Below are 18,806 nucleotides of genomic sequence, written 5' to 3'. Positions count from 1 at the left end.
TGCTCGCGATAGCGGTGTGGCAGACGACAAATTAATTGACTGATAAACCGCTATCGCGAGCAGGCTCACTCCTACAAGGGGGAGCGGCAATGAGTCAGGGTTTGTTCGGGATGCCGTACTTGCGCAGCCGATGGGCGATGGCGGTATGCGAAGTTTGCAAGCGGCTCGCCAGTTGCCGGGTCGAGGGGTAGCTGACGTAGAGCTTTTCCAGCAGCTCTCTTTCGAACGATTCGACCGCTTGCTCGAGGCTGTCGACGTCGGTGTCGGCCTGGCGCGCCACTGAGGTGCCGGCAATGTCGAGGTCGCCGATATCGACCAGGCTGCTCTCGCAAATCGCTGCCGCGCGGAAAATCACGTTCTGCAGTTGCCGCACATTGCCCGGCCAGCGATTGCCGAGCAGCGCCGGATAAGTCCCCGGCGCCAGGCGGCAGACCGGGCGCTGGATCTGCGCACAGGCTTGCTGCATGAAATACCGCGCCAACAGCAGAATGTCCTGGCCGCGTTCACGCAGCGGCGGCACTTCGACGTTGAGCACGTTGAGGCGATAGAACAGGTCTTCGCGGAACAGGCCTTCGCTGACCATTTTTTCCAGATCGCGGTGGGTCGCGCTGAGGATGCGCACGTTGACCTTTACTTCACGATCACCGCCGACGCGGCGGAAGCTGCCGTCGTTCAGGAAGCGCAGCAACTTGGCCTGCAAGTACGGTGACATCTCGCCGATCTCATCGAGAAACACCGTGCCCTGGTTGGCCAGTTCCATCAGCCCCGGTTTACCGCCACGCGCGGCGCCGGTGAAAGCGCCGGGGGCGTAGCCGAACAGCTCGCTCTCGGCGAGGTTTTCCGGCAACGCTGCGCAGTTCAACGCCAGAAAAGGAGCGCTGTGGCGAGTACTGATCGCGTGGCAGGCGCGGGCAACCAGTTCTTTGCCGGTACCGGTTTCGCCTTGAATCAATAAAGGTGCGTCAAGCGCCGCGACCCTTTGCGCGCGGGCCTTGAGGGTGCGGATCGCCGGGGATTCGCCGAGCAGCGCGTCGAAGCCTTCGGCGTGGTCGTGGTGCAGCGCCGAGAGCTGTTCGCCGATGCGGTTCGGTTGATAGAGGGTCAGCAGTGCGCCGGCGTCGGTGATCGGCGTGGCATCCAGCAACAGCGTCTGGCCGTTGACGGTGATCTCGCGCAGCGGCAGGCGGAAGCCGTTTTCCAGCAGGGTGCCGAGCAGGCCGGGATCATTGAACAGCGCCGACACGCTTTCGCCAGCGGGTTCGCGACCGTACAACGCGATCAACGCCGGGTTGGCCAGCAGCACCTTGCCGGCGCTGTCGAGGGCCAACACCGGATCGGTCATCGCCGCGAGCAGGGCATCGAGCTGCAAATGCCGACGCTGGCCGGGCAGGATATCGACCACGGTTACCGCTACCACGCCGAGCACCCGAAACAGCGCATCTTTCAGCTCTTCGAGCACTTGCGGGCTCAGGGTCGGCGCGTCGATGTAGACGTTCGGCGGGATCATCTCCACCGCATCCAGATTGAGATTGCGCCCACCGAGGATAGCCAGGACTTCCTGGGTGATGCCGACGCGGTCGATGAAGCTGACGTGGATACGCATGGGGCGGTTCAGTGATCTGCAGAGCGGAGGGGGGCAAGTATGCCTTGGGCTTGAAGAGAGGTGAAAGCAAAAGCACCCTCACCCCAGCCCTCTCCCGGAGGGAGAGGGAGCCGGCCGAGGTGTCTGGGGTTATGCATCGACCTGAAAGTACCGGGCGATTATGGATTCAGTGATGCAGGATCAGGTCGACGCAATGCTGCAGCATCCCCCAATCGGTCCCCTCTCCCTCTGGGAGAGGGTTAGGGTGAGGGGCTTTAGATTTTTATTCGAAATGCTCCAGATTGACCGGATCCCCTGACTGCATATTCAACTTCTGCCGAATGTCTTCGAACATCAGGTCGTAATGCTTGTGCACCGAACCGATCTGGCTGTGGGTCTTGGGGATTCCGTACTTCTCGGCGATCCGGGTCACGTCACGGGCGAAGTTGTAGGCCTCTTCCTTGGGCAGGAAAAACGTTTCCTTCATGTCCTTGCCCTGCATGCTGCCATGCAGGGTGAACTGAATCCCTTTGCCTTTCTGCGGATCGGTGAACACTTCATAGTCCAGATGCACGTTGTAATTGACGTCATCGTCGGTCAACGCGTGCCGCTCGATATGCAGATGACCGGGTTCGAATTGGGCCATTGAGCTACTCCTTTCAAGGCATGGGAGCGGAGCAGGTCTTGTGCCTGCTCCGGCGTTTATTGTTATCGGTAGCTGATCCCCGGCTTCGCCGTGCTGACCCGCGTACCGGCGGTGCCCTGGACGATGGCTTCGATATCGGCCAGCGAACCGATCACCGCGACCTTGCCAGTATGGCGTGCGAACTCGCAAGCTGCCTGCACCTTCGGGCCCATGGAACCGGCGGCGAAACCGAGGCGTTCGAGTTCGTCCGGGTGGGCTTCGGCGATGGCTTTCTGGGTGGGTTTGCCGTAGTCGATGAACGCCGCGTTGACATCGGTGGCGATCACCAGCAGGTCGGCTTCCAGTTGCTCGGCGAGGAGCGACGAGCACAGATCCTTATCGATTACCGCCTCGATGCCTTTGAGATTGCGCTGTTCGTCATACATGGTCGGAATGCCGCCGCCACCGGCGCAGATCACAATGCTGCCCTTGTCCAGCAGCCACTTGATCGGGCGGATTTCGAAGATGCGTTTCGGCCGTGGACTGGCGACGACACGGCGGAACTTGTCGCCGTCGGCAGCAATTGCCCAGCCTTTTTCGGCGGCGAGTTTTTCCGCTTCGGCTTTTTCGTACACCGGGCCGATCGGCTTGGTCGGGTTCTTGAAGGCCGGGTCGTTGGCGTCGACTTCGACCTGGGTGAGCAGAGTGGCGAACGGCACTTCGAAGTCGAGCAGATTGCCCAGTTCCTGTTCGATGATGTAGCCGATCATGCCCTCGGTTTCGGCGCCGAGCACGTCCAGCGGGTACGGAGTGACAGACGTATAGGCCGCCGCTTGCAGCGACAACAGGCCGACCTGCGGGCCATTGCCGTGGGCGATGACCAGTTGGTTGCCGGGATGGATCTTGGCGATTTGCTCGGTGGCGATGCGGATGTTGGCGCGCTGATTGTCAGCGGTCATCGGCTCACCACGGCGGAGCAGGGCGTTACCGCCCAGGGCTACGACGATACGCATGGTGCATTCCTTCTAAGCAGAGGAGTGGCAAACGACTCGATCAATTGTAGGAGTGAGCCTGCTCGCGATGACGGAGCATCAGTCGACATTAATGTTGAATGTCAGACCGCTATCGCGAGCAGGCTCACTCCTACATGGAGCGGTGCCGCTCTTAGAGATCAGCCAGGGTCGAGACCAGGATCGCCTTGATCGTGTGCATGCGGTTTTCCGCTTGCTCGAAGGCGATGCAGGCCGGCGACTCGAACACGTCGTCGGTCACTTCGATGCCGTTTTTCAGATGCGGATATTGTTCGGCGATCTGTTTGCCGACCTTGGTGTCACTGTTGTGGAACGCTGGCAGGCAGTGCATAAACTTGGTGCGCGGGTTGCCGGTGGCTTTCATCAGCTCGGCGTTGACCTGATACGGCAGCAGCTGCTGGATGCGCTCGGCCCAGGCTTCCACCGGTTCGCCCATCGATACCCAGACATCGGTGTGAATGAAGTCGACGCCTTTGACCGCTTCCTTCGGATCTTCGGTGAGGGTGATGCGTGCGCCACTTTCCTCACCGTATTTTTTGCAGCGCGCTACCAGATCGTCCAGTGGCCACAGGGCTTTTGGCGCGCAGATGCGCACGTCCATGCCGAGTTTGGCGCCGATCAGCAGCAGCGAGTTGCCCATGTTGTTGCGCGCATCGCCGAGGTAGGCGTAGCTGATTTCGTGGATCGGCTTGTCGGCGTGCTCACGCATGGTCAGCACGTCGGCGATCATCTGGGTCGGGTGATATTCATCGGTCAGGCCGTTGAACACCGGCACGCCGGCGAACTTGGCCAGTTCCTCGACGATTTCCTGTTTGAAGCCACGGTACTCGATGGCGTCGTACATGCGCCCGAGCACGCGGGCGGTGTCCTTCATGCTTTCCTTGTGGCCGATCTGCGAGGAGTTCGGGTCGATGTAGGTGACGTTGGCCCCTTGGTCGTAGGCCGCCACTTCGAAGGCGCAACGGGTGCGGGTCGAGGTTTTTTCGAAGATCAGGGCGATGTTGTTGCCCTTCAGGTGTTGCTGCTCGGTGCCGGTGTATTTCGCGCGTTTGAGATCGCGGGACAGGTCGAGCAGGTAACGCAGCTCACGTGGGGTGTGGTGTTCCAGGCTGAGCAGGTTACGGTTGTGGATGTTAAACGCCATGATGATTCTCCTTGGATTCGGTAATCGGCCCGGCCGCTACGGGATAAGTGCGGCCGGGGGACGGTCGTTTAGTAGTCGATCGGGTCGCGGATGATCGGGCAGGTCATGCAGTGGCCGCCGCCACGGCCGCGACCGAGTTCGCCGGCGCTGATGGTGATGACTTCCACGCCGGCCTTGCGCAGCAGGGTATTGGTGTAGGTGTTGCGGTCGTAGCCGATGACCACGCCGGGCTCCATCGCCACCACGTTGTTGCCGTCGTCCCATTGCTCGCGCTCGGCGGCGAAGCTGTTGCCGCCGGTTTCCACCACGCGCAGTTTCGGCAGGTTGAGCGCAGCGGCGACGGTGTCGAGGAAGCTGCCTTCTTCGCGGCGAATGTCGATGCCGCCCTGTTTGCTTTCGTCAGGGCGCAGGGTGAAGGCGACGATCTGGTTGACCACTTCCGGGAAGATCGTCACCAGGTCGCGGTCGCAGAAGCTGAACACCGTGTCCAGGTGCATCGCCGCGCGGGATTTCGGCAGGCCGGCGACGATGACTTTTTCCACCGCCTTGTTGTTGAACAGGTTCAGCGCCAGTTGGCCGATGGCCTGACGCGATGAACGCTCGCCCATGCCGATCAGCACCACGCCGTTGCCGATCGGCATGACGTCGCCGCCCTCGAGGGTGGAGTTGCCGTGATCCTTGTCCGGGTCGCCGTACCAGATCTCGAATTCGGCATTGGTGAATTGCGGATGGAATTTGTAGATGGCGGTGGTCAGCAGGGTTTCCTGACGGCGCGCCGGCCAGTACATCGGGTTCAGCGTCACGCCGCCGTAGATCCAGCAGGTGGTGTCGCGGGTGAACTGGGTGTTCGGCAGCGGCGGCAGGATGAAGCTGGAGTGGCCGAGGAAGTCGCGGAACATCTGGATGGTCTTGCCACCGAAGCTGTCCGGCAGATCATCGGCCGAGACGCCGCCAATCAGGAATTCGGCGATGTGCCGTGGCTCAAGGCTTTTCAGCCAGGATTTCACCTCACTGATCAGGCCCAGGCCCACCGAGTCGGCGGTGACTTTGCGCTCAAGAATCCAGTCCAGGGCTTCGGGAATGGCGACGATGTCGGTCAGCAGGTTGTGCATTTCCAGCACGTCGATGCCGCGTTCGCGCATCTTGGTGACGAAGTCGAAGTGGTCGCGCTTGGCCTGTGCCACCCACAGCACGTCGTCGAACAGCAGTTCATCGCAGTTGTTCGGGGTCAGCCGCTGATGGGCCAGACCTGGGGAGCAAACCATGACTTTACGCAGTTTCCCGGCTTCGGAGTGGACGCCGTACTTCACTTTTTCCGTGGTCATTTCTGTGTTCCTCCAGATGACAGATCAATCAGGGGTTACAGCGTCAGGAAGCCATCGTAGAGACCGTAGGCCGCCACCACGGCGCCCACGACCACTGCGGCGAAAATCAGCTTCTCGACGTTGGTGAAAACCGGTTGTTTGAGTTCCAGCTTGGCCTTGGCGAACAGGATTGCGCCGGGCGCATAAAGCAGGGCCGACAGCAGCAGGTACTTGACCCCGCCGGCGTACAACAACCACACCGCATAGATCAGGGCGATACCGCCGATGATCAGATCCTTGCGCCGCTCGGCGGCAAACCCTTCGTAGCTCTCGCCGCGCACCGCCAGCAGCAGGGCATAGGCCGCCGACCACAGGTAGGGCACCAGAATCATCGAGGTGGCGAGGTAGATCAGCGACAGATAAGTGCTGGCCGAGAACAGCGTGATGATGAGGAAAATCTGCACCATGGCATTGGTCAGCCACAGCGCGTTGACCGGCACGTGGTTGGCGTTTTCCTTGCGCAGGAACTCCGGCATGGTGTGGTCTTTGGCGGCGGCGAACATGATCTCCGCACATAGCAGCACCCACGACAGCAGCGCCCCCAGCAGCGAAATGATCAGACCGACGCTGATCAGCACCGCGCCCCAGTGCCCGACCACGTGTTCAAGCACGGCGGCCATCGACGGGTTCTGCAGTTTCGCCAGTTCCGGCTGGGTCATGATGCCCAGCGACAGCACGTTCACCAGCACCAGAAACAGCAGCACGGTGATGAAACCGATCACGGTGGCCTTGCCGACGTCCGAACGTTTCTCGGCGCGGGCGGAGAAGATGCTCGCGCCTTCGATGCCGATGAACACCCAGACGGTGACCAGCATCATGTTGCGCACCTGGTTCATCACGCTGCCCAGATCCGGATTTTTTACGCCCCAGATGTCGGCGGTGAAGATGTCCAGTTTGAACGCGAAGATGGCGATCAGCACGAACAGCAGCAGCGGCACGACCTTGGCGACCGTGGTCACCAGGTTGATGAACGCCGCTTCCTTGATCCCGCGCAGCACCAGGAAGTGCACGCCCCACAGCAGCAAGGACGCGCCGATCACCGCCGCCGGCGTGTTGCCTTCGCCGAAGATCGGAAAGAAGTAGCCGAGGGTGCTGAACAGCAAGACGAAATAACCGACGTTGCCCAGCCAGGCGCTGATCCAGTAGCCCCAGGCAGACGAGAAACCCATGTAGTCGCCGAATCCGGCCTTGGCGTAGGCGTAGACCCCACCGTCCAGGTCAGGCTTGCGATTGGCGAGGGTCTGAAAGACGAAAGCGAGGGTGAGCATGCCGACGGCGGTGATGGCCCAGCCGATCAGCACGGCACCGACGTCGGCGCTGGCGGCCATGTTTTGTGGCAACGAAAATATCCCGCCACCGATCATTGAACCGACTACCAGTGCAACCAGTGCACCGAGTCTTAGTTTTCCGGGCGCTTCAGACATTTGCATGACTCCATTGCAGGAAAGGAGAGCTCACAGCCTAGTACCGTTGTCTGTTCGAATAGCTGACTTGGATCAGTGCATGGCTACATTCCATTGTTAATGAATGACTTATCCACCCGTTGCGGGCATAACGCTGTGCTCTGAAAGGCCCGTGACAGAGCCTTTTCGCTAATGCAATTGGGAATAGCTATTAATGCTTTCGAACTATGACGCTAGTTGCTTTTGCGGGTTTGGCAAATGTCCGTCATCTGTTTTCAGTACAGAATCGAATTATCAGGATCAGCGCACAAAACTGACTTAACGTGCTACGCGTTATCGTCATCCGCTATATATAAATGTGTTCGCCTATGCATTACCTGATAAACGTCATCTACTCTTAGGCTTTTAGTCAGCTGTTGTTACAAATAAATAACAGCGGCTTGTTCAAGGAGATCTGCATGTCGCAACCGACGCAAAAGCTGCGCCTTGGTGCGTTGATCGCTCTGGTGGTGGGCTCGATGATCGGCGGGGGGATTTTCTCGTTGCCGCAGAACATGGCGGCGCGCGCCGATGCCGGGGCGATCCTGATCGGCTGGGGCATCACCGCGATCGGCATGCTGACCCTGGCGTTCGTCTTTCAGACCCTGGCCAATCGCAAACCGGAGCTGGACTCGGGCGTCTATGCCTATGCCAAGGCCGGGTTTGGCGATTACATGGGCTTTTCGTCGGCCTGGGGTTACTGGATCAGCGCCTGGCTGGGCAACGTCGGTTATTTCGTCTTGCTGTTCAGCACCCTCGGCTACTTCTTTCCGGTGTTCGGCCAGGGCAATACGCCGATCGCCATCGGCTGCGCCTCGGTGCTGTTGTGGGCGGTGCATTTCCTGGTGATGCGCGGAATCAAGGAGGCGGCGCTGATCAACCAGTTGACCACCGTGGCCAAGGTCGTACCGCTGATCATGTTCATCGTCATCGCTGCCGTGGCGTTCAAGGCGGACGTCTTTACCCGCGACATCTGGGGCCGCAGCAACCCGAACTTCGGCGGGGTGATGGACCAGGTGCGCAACATGATGCTGGTCACCGTGTTCGTGTTCATCGGCATCGAAGGCGCCAGTGTGTATTCGGCGCGGGCGGAAAAACGCAGCGATGTCGGTCGCGCCACGGTGATCGGTTTCATCGGCGTGCTGGCGCTGCTGGTGCTGGTCAATGTGCTGTCGCTGGGGATCATGAGCCAGCCGGAACTGGCCAATCTGCAGAATCCTTCACTGGCGGCGGTGCTCGAACACATCGTCGGGCCGTGGGGCGCGTTGCTGATCAGCGTCGGGCTGGCGATTTCCCTGTTGGGCGCGTTGCTGTCGTGGGCTCTGCTGTGCGCAGAAATCCTCTTCGCCACGGCCAAGGACAAGACCATGCCGGCGTTCCTGAAGAAGGAAAACAAGAACCACGTACCGGTCAACGCGCTGTGGCTGACTAACGCGATGATTCAGATTTTCCTGCTGATCACGCTGTTCTCGGCGGGTACTTACACCAGTCTGATCTATCTGGCGTCGTCGATGATTCTGGTGCCGTATCTGTGGTCGGCGGCGTACGCGGTGCTACTCAGCGGGCGCGGTGAAACCTACGAACACGCCTCCGCCGAACGCACCAAGGATCTGCTGATTGGCGGCATCGCACTGATTTACGCGGTGTGGCTGTTGTACGCCGGCGGGGTGAAGTATCTGCTGCTGTCGGCGCTGTTGTACGCCCCCGGGGTGATTCTGTTTGCCAAGGCCAAGCATGAACAGGGCCAGCCGGTTTTTACCACGGTAGAGAAAGGGATTTTTGCCTGCGTGGTGATTGGCGCGGGGCTGGCGGCGTATGGGTTGTATAGCGGGGTGTTGGCGTTGTGATCTGAAAAGCAGCCCCTCACCCCAGCCCTCTCCCGGAGGTAGAGGGGGCCGACCGGGGGATATTGGCGAATTACGCCGACGTGAAAGACCTTTTCCGAATCCATAATCGACTGGTTTTTTCAGGTCGACGTATAGCGCAAGACACCTCGGTCGGCCCCCTCTCCCTCCGGGAGAGGGCTGGGGTGAGGGGCATCTTCTAGAGCCACTGCGCAGGATACGAGCCCAACTCCATCGCCGGCAAATCCCACCGCACTGCCACCCCGCTGATCTGCACCGGCACGCGCAACCTCCGCGCCGGGCCCCACGCTGTGTGCTCAAGCGCCGAATCCTGATCCTGCACATCTTCGCCACGCAATGCTTCATCCGATCCCTGGCCATGCTCGACCAACAGCTTCGCCGTGCGCGCCAGCGACAGCCGCGCCAAACCCCCGCGACCTTTGGCCAGGCGTTCAGTCAGCAGCCTGATCGCACTCGCCGCCATCAGATACCCGGTCGCATGATCCAGCGCCTGCACTGGCAACGGCGTCGGTTTATCGCTGTGCTTCCAGTGCTGTCCGGCCTCGGCGATGCCGCTGCTCATCTGCACCAGGCTGTCGAAGCCCCTGCGGTTCTGCCACGGGCCGCTCCAGCCGTAGGCGTTGAGGCAGACATCGATCAGACCGGGTGCCAGTTGTCGACGGCGCTCAACACCAAAGCCGAGGTGTTCCAGAGCGTCGGCACGATAGCCGTGCAGCAGGATGTCGGCGTCCTGCAACAAACCTTCGAACACTGCGCGATCCGCTGGAGTCTGCAGGTCCAGCCGCGCGCAATGTTTGCCGACGGTCATTTCCGGAACCACGCCGGGTTCGTTCCAGCTCGGCGGATCGATGCGCAGCACATTGGCGCCCAATCCGGCGAGCAAGCGGCTGGCGGTGGGGCCGGCGAGCACGCGGGTCAGATCGAGCACCTTGATCCCGGCCAGTGGTCGCGCGATCGAACCTTGCCATTCGGCGCGGTGCTCGTCTGTCTGCGCAATGAAATGCACCAACGGCTCAGCATTCACTGCCAGCCCTTGCGGGTGCTGCTGCCACTGCGCCCAACTGCGCATTTCAGCGGCGCAACCCTGGGCGTCGACCACCGCTTGTTCCAGATCCGTACTTGCCCATTGCGCAACTTTCGCCGCCATTGCTGCACGGTCGGCGCAGGCGCCAAGCACCCGTTCAGCGGCGGCGCGGTGATGCGGGGCGTTGGTGTGCAGGCGGATCCAGCCGTCCCGGGTGGCATAGTCGCCGGCGACCGGATCCCACAGCGGCGGCACTTGCCAGCCGATCGGGCGCAGCGAGGTGGAGAACCAGAACGAGGCCAGACGTCGATCGACCGCAACGGCGGGCATGTCACCGGTCTGCTGGTGGAGCAATTCGCTGACCGCTTGCCCGGCAGCGGCGATGCTGGCGCAGGCCAGCTCGGTGACCGCGAACGCCGAGGGCAGCGCGCCGTCACTGTTGAAGGGGATTGGCGTGCGCGGCAGGTCGAGTGCGGTCTGGATGGACGTAAGCAGATCAGTCATCGAAGCCCTCCTGAGCTAGAGGGGGATGATAGTGCAAAAAAATCGCGGTTTAGATGAAACCAGGATGTGAACCCGTTCCCTGTGGGAGCGAGCCTGCTCGCGAAGGCGTCGTGTCAGTCAACACTGATGTTGGATATGACGATTTCTTCGCGAGCAGGCTCGCTCCCACGGGGATTTATGCTGGATTGTTACACGCGGAACTGATCCATCAATTTCATCTGCTGGCTCGCCAGGCTGTTGAGCTGGCTGCTGATCGCCGCTGATTCCGTAGCCTGTTCGGTCAGGGTTTCGGTGACGGTGCGAATCGCCGAGACGTTGCGGTTGACCTCTTCGGCCACTGCGCTCTGCTCTTCGGCAGCACTGGCGATCTGCAGGTTCATGTCGCTGATCACCGTCACCGCATCGCTGATCTTGCCCAGTGCATCGACCGCCTGACGAATCTGCCCGGCGTTGTTGTGCGCCTGGGTCTGGCTCGAGTGCATGGTCGCGACCACGCCACGGGTGCCGGTCTGGATGCGCTCGATGACCACGCGGATTTCTTCCACCGAATCCTGCGTGCGCTTGGCCAGGTTGCGCACCTCGTCAGCAACCACGGCAAAACCGCGACCGCTTTCACCGGCGCGGGCGGCTTCGATAGCAGCGTTGAGGGCCAGCAGGTTGGTCTGTTCGGCGATGCTGCGGATCACTTCCAGCACCGAGCCGATCTGCTCGCTGTTGACCGCCAGCGCTTCGACTTCGGTCACCGCTTTGCTGACTTCATCGGCCAGTTGATTGATGTCGCGGGTGCTGCGCTCGATGATCGCCATGCCGTCCTTGGCCGATTGGTCGGCACCTTTGGCCGCATTGGCGGCGTTCGAGGCACTGTTGGCGACATCGTGGGCGGTGGCGCTCATTTCGTTGGACGCGGTGGCGACCTGATCGATTTCGCGGAACTGCACCTGCATGCCTTCGCTGGTCTGCCGGGCAATTTCCGAAGACTGATCAGCCGTGCCACGGGCTTCGGTGATGCTCTGTTTGATCTGCGCGATGGTCGGCTGCAGCTTGTCGAGAAAGCGGTTGAACCAGTTCACCAGCTTGCCCAGTTCGTCTTTCTTGCTGTAGTTCAGACGCTGGGTCAGATCGCCTTCGCCGCTGGCAATGTTCTTCAGCATTTCGGCGACACTGTTGATCGGACGGGTGACCCCGGAGGCGGTGAGCCAGATCAGCAGCAGGCCGACCAGACCGGCCACCACGGCGACCAGCAGAGCAGTGATCACGCCGGTTTCCTGCGCATCATCCAGCACCGCTTGCAGCTTCACCGAGTCAGCCAGCAGCACTTGTTTGGGCAGGTCAATGACCACGCCCCAGGCCCGCGAATTGCCGATCGGATCGACCGGGTAAACCGCGCGAATCAGCTCGCCCTGTTCAAGAATTTTCGCCGTGCCGCTGCCGACCAGTTGCAGAACATCCTTGCCGTCCGCGCCGAGGGTGTCACTGATCTTTTTGCCGACCCGCGTCGCGTCAGCACTGTCGGCCGCCAGCACGCCGCTGCCGGAAACGATCAGCATATGCCCGGCGTTGTTGAACAGGCTGCGTTGCGAGTCGACGGCGGCGGCTTGCAGCGCGTCGAGGGCAATGTCGACACCGACTACGCCGATCGCTTTGCCGTCGACCATCACTGGCACGGAAATGGTCGTCATGAGCATTTCCTTGCCACCGACGGTGTCGGCATACGGGTCGAGCAGGCAGGTGCGCTTGTTGTCGCGAGGGCAGGTGTACCAACTGTTGTACGGCGTGCCGCTGACGCTGAGGGTGGTCTTGGTCAGGTCATCTTCGACCATGATCGTATTCAGCGCGGCGCCGGCGGCACGGCTCCAGTAGGAGGCGAAGCGCCCGGCCTCGTTGGACTGCCGCGCGGCGTCGTTGGCGAACTCGCTGTCCTTGCCGTCGAGGCCGTTGGGTTCGAAGGCCAGCCAGATACCGAGGACTTTATCGTTGCGCTCGAACGCGGTTTTCAGGCTCTGGTTCAACTCTTCACGAACCGCGCCTGGTTCGAGTGAACGCTTGGCCGCCATCGTCCGCAGATCCTTGATCTGGTCGGCGAGGGCGGTGACCACCAGCAGGCTTTCACCAAAGGTTTTCTGCACCCGCACTGCCTGTTCGGCGGCCTTGGCCTGCAGCAGGTTCTGCACGCTGGCAGTGAGCAACTGGTTGCTGGATTGACTGACCAGTTCGTCGTTCTGGTTGGTCTGGTAGATGTTCATGCTGACAATCAGCGCCACCACTCCGAGCAGGCACAGGCCGGAGAGCAGGACGATTTTCAGGCGAATGGACAGAGCGTCGAACATGGGGCGATCTCGCGAATGAAATAGACAGGTGGCCTGGGCCGCAGCCCGGTTTGCCAAATCCATTCAGCGCCATGCAATGCTCATCGGCGTCGAGCGAGACGGCATGAGGCGCGCGCCGACGGACGGTCGCCGCTAAACGTTTGCGCAGGGGGAAGTGCTGAAAAATCTTTAATTACAGGGATGTTTCGCGACAGCAGCAGGCGTTTCCGGGCGCGACCAGATCCACAGATTGCCCAGGCCCATGCCGACCATTGCCAGATAGATCGGCCAGCCGTGATCGAGCAGCACCAGCATCAATGTTGCGCACAGCAGCATGCTCACGGTGGCACTGACCTTGGCCTTGCGCGCGATGATCTTGCCGTTGCGCCAGTTACTGAGGATCGGTCCGAACAGACGATGGTTTTCCAGCCAGGCACTCAAGCGCGGCGAGCTACGGGTCGCGGCCCACGCGGCAAGGAGGATGAACTCGGTGGTCGGCAGACCGGGCACGACGATGGCGATCAGGCCAATGCCGAGGCTGACATAGGCCAGCAGGGCGAACAGCAGACGGGCAAGTTTCGAAGAGGCGGGTGCGGGCATGGCTCAGCGGTGGCTTCTGAAGCGGAACGGAGATCTTACAGACTTACGCAGCCCCCTGTAGGAGTGAGCCTGCTCGCGATAGCAATGTATCAGTCGACATCGATGTTGAATGAAAGGACGCTATCGCGAGCAGGCTCACTCCTACAGAGGGAAATGGCGGTGTGTCAGGCAGGTTCGGCTTCTGTCGCATAAGCCCGTTCCAGCAGCACGGTGAAGCGGTTGAACGCTTCCAGCGCGCCTTGCTCCACTTCGGCCTCTTCCTCTGCCGTGAACGGCAACGCGTCGAGGGTGCGCACAAAGCTTTTCCAGCCCTCGGCGCGGCCACCTTGCGGTTCAGCCAAATGCCGGGCGCCGAAGGTTTCGCTCAAGTCGAGCGCCACGGCGCGCTTGATCAGGAACGCCGCGCCGAGTTTGGAACCCTCCGACACGAAGATCCAGCCCAGCGCCCGCGCCTTGCTCGGGTTTTTCAGCGCGCCAGCCACTGGGGCCGGGACGTCGGTATCGAGGTCGGCGAGGTCAGCCTTGGCCGCTTCGGCGCGGCAACGGGCCGGCAGATCGGGGACGATTGAAGTCAGCTCGGCATCGTTGTACAGCTCGACCAGTTCCGCCTGGAACAGGTATTGCGCAACAACGAATCGGGCGAAGCTGGCGCGGGTTTCGAAGGGCGCGTGGGCTTTGACCAGCGCGTCGAGTTTGCTGTGCGGCTCATGGGTGATCTGGTTCAGGCGTTGCGAACGCAGGGCTTTTTCCGAGGCAGTCATGATGTGTCCTTGATAAATGAGGCGCTTGATAACAAGACGTACGGGCGAGCGCCGGACAGTAAAAAAACTCACTGCGCCGTTAAGCGCAGTGAGGCCGGGCCGATCAGATGTCCCAGATCAGATTGATCGCGAAGTTGCGTCCCGGTTGGGTCAGGCGATCGAGGTTGGCCGGTTGCGTCACCGAGGCTTCGCCGACGCTGTCGTAACCGCGCACGTCGTCCCACAGCCAGTATTTCTTGTCGGTGAGGTTGTAGATGCCGCCGCTGACGGTGACGTCGTCGCTGACTTTGTAATAGCCGGCCAGATCGAGAATGCCGAAGCCCGGGGTCTTGAACTGACTGCTGACGCCGTCCGGCGATTTGAAGTTGCTGTCGTCGACACGATCCTTTTTCTTCACCACGGTCCAGCTCAGCAGGCCGCCGTAATGATCCTGGTCGTAACCGAGGCCGAAGACGCCGGTGAGCGGGTTGACGCTGTTGATCGGTTCGCCGTTGTCGTTGTTGCGACCGTAGGCGTAAGCGATCGAGCCCTGGGTATACAGGCCCTGCGGCGCACCGAATGCATCCAGGTTCAAACGCCCTTTGACTTCCGCGCCCTTGATGGTGGCGCGCTTGATGTTGTTGCTCTGGAAGGTCAACTGATCGTCGCCCGGCTTGACTGCGTCTTCGTTGATGAAGTCGCGGTACTTGTTATAGAACACCGCGACGTCGAACGAACCCTGCTCGAAATTCCCGCGCAGGCCGGTTTCGAAGCCTTTGCTCTTTTCCGGCTCAAGGTCGGAGTTGGGCGCGACGGTGTAGCCGCTGGTGTTGTTCTCGAAACGCCCGTACAACGCTTTCGCCGTCGGCGTGCGGAAGCCTTCGGCGTACTGGCCGTACCAGGTGTAGTGTTCCGTCAGCGCATAGGTCAGGCCGAATTTCGGCGAGACTTTGTGCCAGGTCTTGTTCTTGTCGCTGACCGTGCCCTGGCCGTCGGCGTTTACGGTGTTGAGGAACTCCTCAGTGATGTGCGGCTTGAGCTGGGTGTAGTCGTAGCGCAGACCCGGCAGGAAGGTCCAGTCGTTCCAACTGATCTGATCCTGGGCAAACAGGCTGTAGGTGTTGATGGTCGGATCGGGGAAGTCGCTGGCCTTGGCCAGCACGTCCGCCGCGCTGGTCGCGCCAATCGCCGTGCAGCCGCGACCGACTGCCAGGCACGTGCCGTCGCCGCTGCGCGAGCCGGTGACTTTCTGCTGCTTGATCGTGGTGCCGTAAGTCAGCAGATGATCGGTATCACCGATGGCGAAAGCCTTGTCCAGTTGCGCGTCGAACACCCACTGTTTTTCCTGGTAGATCGTGTCGCGGGTACGCAGCACCCTGCGGGTCATCGGGAAGTAATCCTCTTCGGTGCTCTGGTCGGTCTTGGCGATCTGGTGATTGAGGCTCCACTTCACGTTATCCGCCAGCAGGCTGTCGAGGGCGAACGAATGTTCAATGCCGAAACGCTCGCGGGTGATGGTGTCGTTGCCAGTGCGCCACTGGTACATGCCGCCAGGCAGTACGCTGTCGGGGATGGTCGGGGCGCCGTTGAAGTACGGGCCGCCGTAGGCACTTTTCTGATCGGTGTCGCGGTCGTCCTTGTACTTTTCGTAGGTCAGGCCCAGGCGGGAATCGTCGTTGTAGTTCCAGCCGAGCTTGGCCAGCACGTTGGTCGCACGGACGTCTTCCGGGTTCGCCGCGGTGCGCGCAAGGCCAGTGCCGTTGTGGCTGCCGAAGGATTCGGTTTCGTGACCGTCGCGCTGGCTGTAATGCAGCAGACCGTCGAACTCACCGCTGCGCCCGGCGACGGTGGCGGATTTCAGCCAGCTGTCGTCGGCGGAGCTGTAGCCGCTTTTCAAACGCGCGCCGACATCCTTGCCCGGTTTGATGATGTCGTCGGCGTCCAGCGTGTAATAGCTGACCGCGCCGCCGATGGCGTTGCTGCCGTACAGCACCGAGGCCGGGCCGCGGAGGATCTCCACGCGCTTGACGATTTCCGGGTCGACGTAATTGCGCTGGCTCTTGGCGTACGGGCCGTTGAAGAAACCGTTGGGGATTTCCACGCCGTCGACCTGGGTCAGGATGCGGTCGCCGTCGATACCACGAATGTTATAGCCGCTGATGCCGCCACGCTGACCGGCACCGCCAACGGAAACGCCCGGCTCGTAGCGCACCAGATCCTTGATGGTGTTGACGTTGTTGCGGTCGAGCTCTTGGCGATCCTGCACGCTGACTGTCGAAGGCACGCTGTTGACCGACTGTTCCTGACGCGTCGCGCTGATCGTCACCTGATCGAGATTCAGCGTGCCGATGCTGCTGCGTTTTTCCAGCACGACGTTGTTGCTGCTCAGCTTGCGGAAGCTCAGGTTGGTCCCCACCAACAGGCGCTCGAGGGCTTTCTCCGGTGGCAGCGAACCGCGCACGCCGGGCGACGAAACGTTCTGACCCAGCTCTGCCGGCAAGCCGACCTGCCAACCGGTCACGGCGGTAAAGGCATTCAGCGCTGAAACCAGCGGTTGCTGGCCGATGGCGAACGCGTAGTCGCCCATGTTGCGCGCCGGTTGCTCGGTGGCTGCGAGCAGCGGCGCGGTGCCGGCCATGAGAATCGCCGCAGTCAGCAGCGACAGTACGCGGGAAGGGGAGGAAGTCTGGCGGGTAAGGCGTGAGGACATCGATAGCGCTCCGTGTCGCACGAATCTTTATAGGTGCTGATCGGCATGGTTAGATGCGAATCAATTGCATTGGCTATAACGAGACGTACTGCCGTTGGCTATCGAGTAAAAATAATTCTCATTTAGTTCAAGATGACCAGCGCGGGGAATTCCTGCAGGCGCGCCGAGGTGATGTGGGCGAGGGAGCGCACCACGTCGAGCGGCTGGTCGAGACGGTAATTGCCGGTGACGGCGACGTCGGCCAGTTGTTCGTTGTTGTTGATGATCCAGCCCGGGTAGTAGCGGCGCAGCTCGGCCAGCACCTGATTGAGCGGACAGTTCTCGAACACCAGACGGCCTTCAATCCACGCCAGATCCGCATTGGCGTCGAGCTTGGCCGGACGATCAAATCCGTTGGGACCGATCCGAATGCTTTCCCCGGCACGCAAGCGCACGCGGGCATCGTTGTGGGTGGCGCGCAGATCGACATCGCCACGCTGCACATTCACCAGCGCGACCCCGTCGAGGTAGCGCACGGCGAATGCGGTGTCGTGCACACTGGCCGTTACCGGCCCCGCATCGATCTCCAGCGGCTGATTGCGCCCGCTGGCGATCTCGAAAAACGCCTCGCCCTGAAACAGCCGGGCCACGCGTTGCTGGTCATTAATGGTGCTGGAGAATGCCGAATTGGTGTTCAGCAGCACTTTCGAGCCGTCCTCCAATTGCAGGCGCTGGCGCTCGCCGACCACGGTCAGGTGATCGGCCTGCAGGCGCATCGGCAGGTTGCTGAAACTGAACAGACCGAGGATCAACACCGCAGCGCTGGCCAGCGGTTTCCAGTGCGGACGCAGACGTTGCAGGACAGTGACTTTCGCCGGTTTCGCTGCCAGGGCCTGGGCGCACAGCACCACTTGCGGGCCATCCCAGATCGCCTGGGCCTTGGCGAAAACTTCGGCATTCAACGGATCCGCCGCCAGCCAGGCATGAAATTGCCGGGTCTGTTCCTCGTCCGGGCTGCCGAGCACGATGAGCCAGTCCAGCGCCTGGTCCATTGCTGCTGCAGCGTCCCGCGCCGAATCGGGCGAAGGCGGGCGGTGGGTGTCCGTCACGGTGGTTCCTCAAGGCTTCTGGCGAGAAGCAGTTTCTAGCTTCAAGCTGCAAGCTGCAAGCCGGAGTGCGTTACTGCTTTTTGCTTTTACTTGCAGCTTGCAGCTTATAGCTTGCCGCTGCCTTCATGTCGTTGTGCGACGCCGATGCAGATCGACATGATCAGTTTCAGCTCCTTCTGCACAGTGCTCAGCGACACCTTCAGTTCATCGGCGATTTCCTGATAGCTGTGCCCGTGCAGGCGACTGAGGATGAAGATCTGCTGCTGGCGCGGGCTGAGTTGACTGAGGCTCACGTTCAAACGCTCCAGCAGTTGTTCGGCGTGGGCGGCGTCTTCGGCGCTGCTGGCCGGTGCGGCGATGCTCTGCACCACGTCCTGCGGCACGTCATCGACCATGGTTCGCGCATGGATCTTGCGCGCACGCAAATGGTCCAGTGCCAGGTTACGCGCGGTCTGGAAGACGAAGGGTTCAAGGTGATCGATGGCCCGCTCGCTCAACGCGCGGGTCACGCGCAGGTAAGTCTCCTGCAACAGGTCCTCAGCGGTGCTGTGATTGTTGACCATCCGTTCCAGCGTGCGCAGCAGGGAAGTGCGCTGGGCGAGGAAGACGTGGTTGAAGCGCGATTGACTCACGGGAGGACCTGATCCAGTTCGAGCGAATGATAATGCTTATCATCTGGCTGAATGGTCAAGTGCTGATTTCATCGATTTCAATGCATATCCCTGTGGGAGCGAGCCTGCTCGCGAAGGCGTCGTGTCAGTCAATTCCATATCGACTGACA

13 protein-coding genes and 2 pseudogenes are annotated in these 18,806 nt (G+C 61.1%); 1 reads left to right on the top strand and 14 read right to left on the bottom strand.

All coding sequences use genetic code 11. The features are described 5' to 3' along the window. Positions 1–94: 94 nt before the first annotated feature. The 6 genes from DCO47_RS18010 to arcD (DCO47_RS17985) form a co-directional block, all read right to left on the bottom strand. Positions 95–1,603: a sigma-54-dependent transcriptional regulator gene (locus DCO47_RS18010; RefSeq protein ID WP_064364998.1), complete on the bottom strand. Its 1,509-nt coding sequence runs from the start codon at positions 1,601–1,603 to the stop codon at positions 95–97. Between the two features lie 262 nt (positions 1,604–1,865). Then, positions 1,866–2,228, bottom strand: coding sequence for a DUF5064 family protein (locus DCO47_RS18005; protein WP_042607276.1), 363 nt, complete (start codon positions 2,226–2,228; stop codon positions 1,866–1,868). Positions 2,229–2,290: 62 nt separating this feature from the next. Continuing rightward, positions 2,291–3,220, bottom strand: a complete 930-nt coding sequence (arcC, locus tag DCO47_RS18000; protein ID WP_016770621.1) for a carbamate kinase — start codon at positions 3,218–3,220, stop codon at positions 2,291–2,293. A 151-nt stretch (positions 3,221–3,371) separates the two neighbouring features. Further along, positions 3,372–4,382, bottom strand: a complete 1,011-nt coding sequence (locus DCO47_RS17995) for an ornithine carbamoyltransferase (RefSeq protein ID WP_041479782.1) — start codon at positions 4,380–4,382, stop codon at positions 3,372–3,374. A gap of 68 nt (positions 4,383–4,450) precedes the next feature. After that, positions 4,451–5,707 (bottom strand): arginine deiminase, encoded by a 1,257-nt coding sequence (gene arcA, locus DCO47_RS17990; RefSeq protein ID WP_064364996.1) that lies wholly within the window; start codon positions 5,705–5,707, stop codon positions 4,451–4,453. Positions 5,708–5,742: 35 nt separating this feature from the next. After that, a complete protein-coding gene (arcD, locus tag DCO47_RS17985; protein ID WP_083353436.1) occupies positions 5,743–7,170 on the bottom strand; it encodes an arginine-ornithine antiporter in 1,428 nt (475 codons plus the stop codon). A gap of 437 nt (positions 7,171–7,607) precedes the next feature. Between arcD (DCO47_RS17985) and arcD (DCO47_RS17980) the strand changes: the two genes are divergently transcribed. Beyond that, positions 7,608–9,035 carry an arginine-ornithine antiporter gene (gene arcD, locus DCO47_RS17980; protein WP_116658604.1) on the top strand — a complete coding sequence of 476 codons (1,428 nt, stop codon included), beginning with the start codon at positions 7,608–7,610 and terminating at the stop codon, positions 9,033–9,035. A gap of 196 nt (positions 9,036–9,231) precedes the next feature. On the opposite strand, the gene DCO47_RS17975 is transcribed toward arcD (DCO47_RS17980), so the two are convergent. The 8 genes and pseudogenes from DCO47_RS17975 to DCO47_RS17940 all read right to left on the bottom strand — a co-directional run bounded on the left by DCO47_RS17975 (position 9,232) and on the right by DCO47_RS17940 (position 18,657). Further along, the gene (locus DCO47_RS17975; protein ID WP_116658603.1) at positions 9,232–10,581 is read right to left on the bottom strand and encodes a CoA transferase; all 1,350 of its coding nucleotides are present in this window, start codon (positions 10,579–10,581) and stop codon (positions 9,232–9,234) included. Positions 10,582–10,769: 188 nt separating this feature from the next. Further along, positions 10,770–11,297 (bottom strand): annotated as a pseudogene (locus tag DCO47_RS27600) (methyl-accepting chemotaxis protein); the annotation flags it as partial. A gap of 378 nt (positions 11,298–11,675) precedes the next feature. Further along, positions 11,676–12,635, bottom strand: a pseudogene (locus DCO47_RS27595) (chemotaxis protein); the annotation flags it as partial. 441 nt (positions 12,636–13,076) lie between these two features. Continuing rightward, positions 13,077–13,487, bottom strand: a complete 411-nt coding sequence (locus tag DCO47_RS17965) for a YbaN family protein (RefSeq protein ID WP_064364987.1) — start codon at positions 13,485–13,487, stop codon at positions 13,077–13,079. A 164-nt stretch (positions 13,488–13,651) separates the two neighbouring features. Then, the gene (locus DCO47_RS17955) at positions 13,652–14,248 is read right to left on the bottom strand and encodes a biliverdin-producing heme oxygenase (RefSeq protein WP_116658601.1); all 597 of its coding nucleotides are present in this window, start codon (positions 14,246–14,248) and stop codon (positions 13,652–13,654) included. A 103-nt stretch (positions 14,249–14,351) separates the two neighbouring features. Then, complete coding sequence (locus tag DCO47_RS17950; RefSeq protein ID WP_116658600.1) at positions 14,352–16,937, bottom strand: TonB-dependent receptor; 2,586 nt, start codon at positions 16,935–16,937, stop codon at positions 14,352–14,354. 122 nt (positions 16,938–17,059) lie between these two features. Continuing rightward, positions 17,060–18,025, bottom strand: coding sequence for a FecR domain-containing protein (locus tag DCO47_RS17945; protein ID WP_116658599.1), 966 nt, complete (start codon positions 18,023–18,025; stop codon positions 17,060–17,062). A gap of 104 nt (positions 18,026–18,129) precedes the next feature. Continuing rightward, on the bottom strand, positions 18,130–18,657 hold the full coding sequence (locus tag DCO47_RS17940; RefSeq protein WP_116658598.1) for an RNA polymerase sigma factor: 528 nt from the start codon (positions 18,655–18,657) through the stop codon (positions 18,130–18,132). Positions 18,658–18,806 lie beyond the last annotated feature (149 nt).

The sequence above is a fragment of the Pseudomonas sp. NDM genome (assembly GCF_003105095.1).
GTDB lineage: Bacteria > Pseudomonadota > Gammaproteobacteria > Pseudomonadales > Pseudomonadaceae > Aquipseudomonas > Aquipseudomonas moraviensis_A.
Note: the sequence above shows the minus strand (reverse complement) of the source record. Positions and strands in the feature narration are given on the sequence as shown.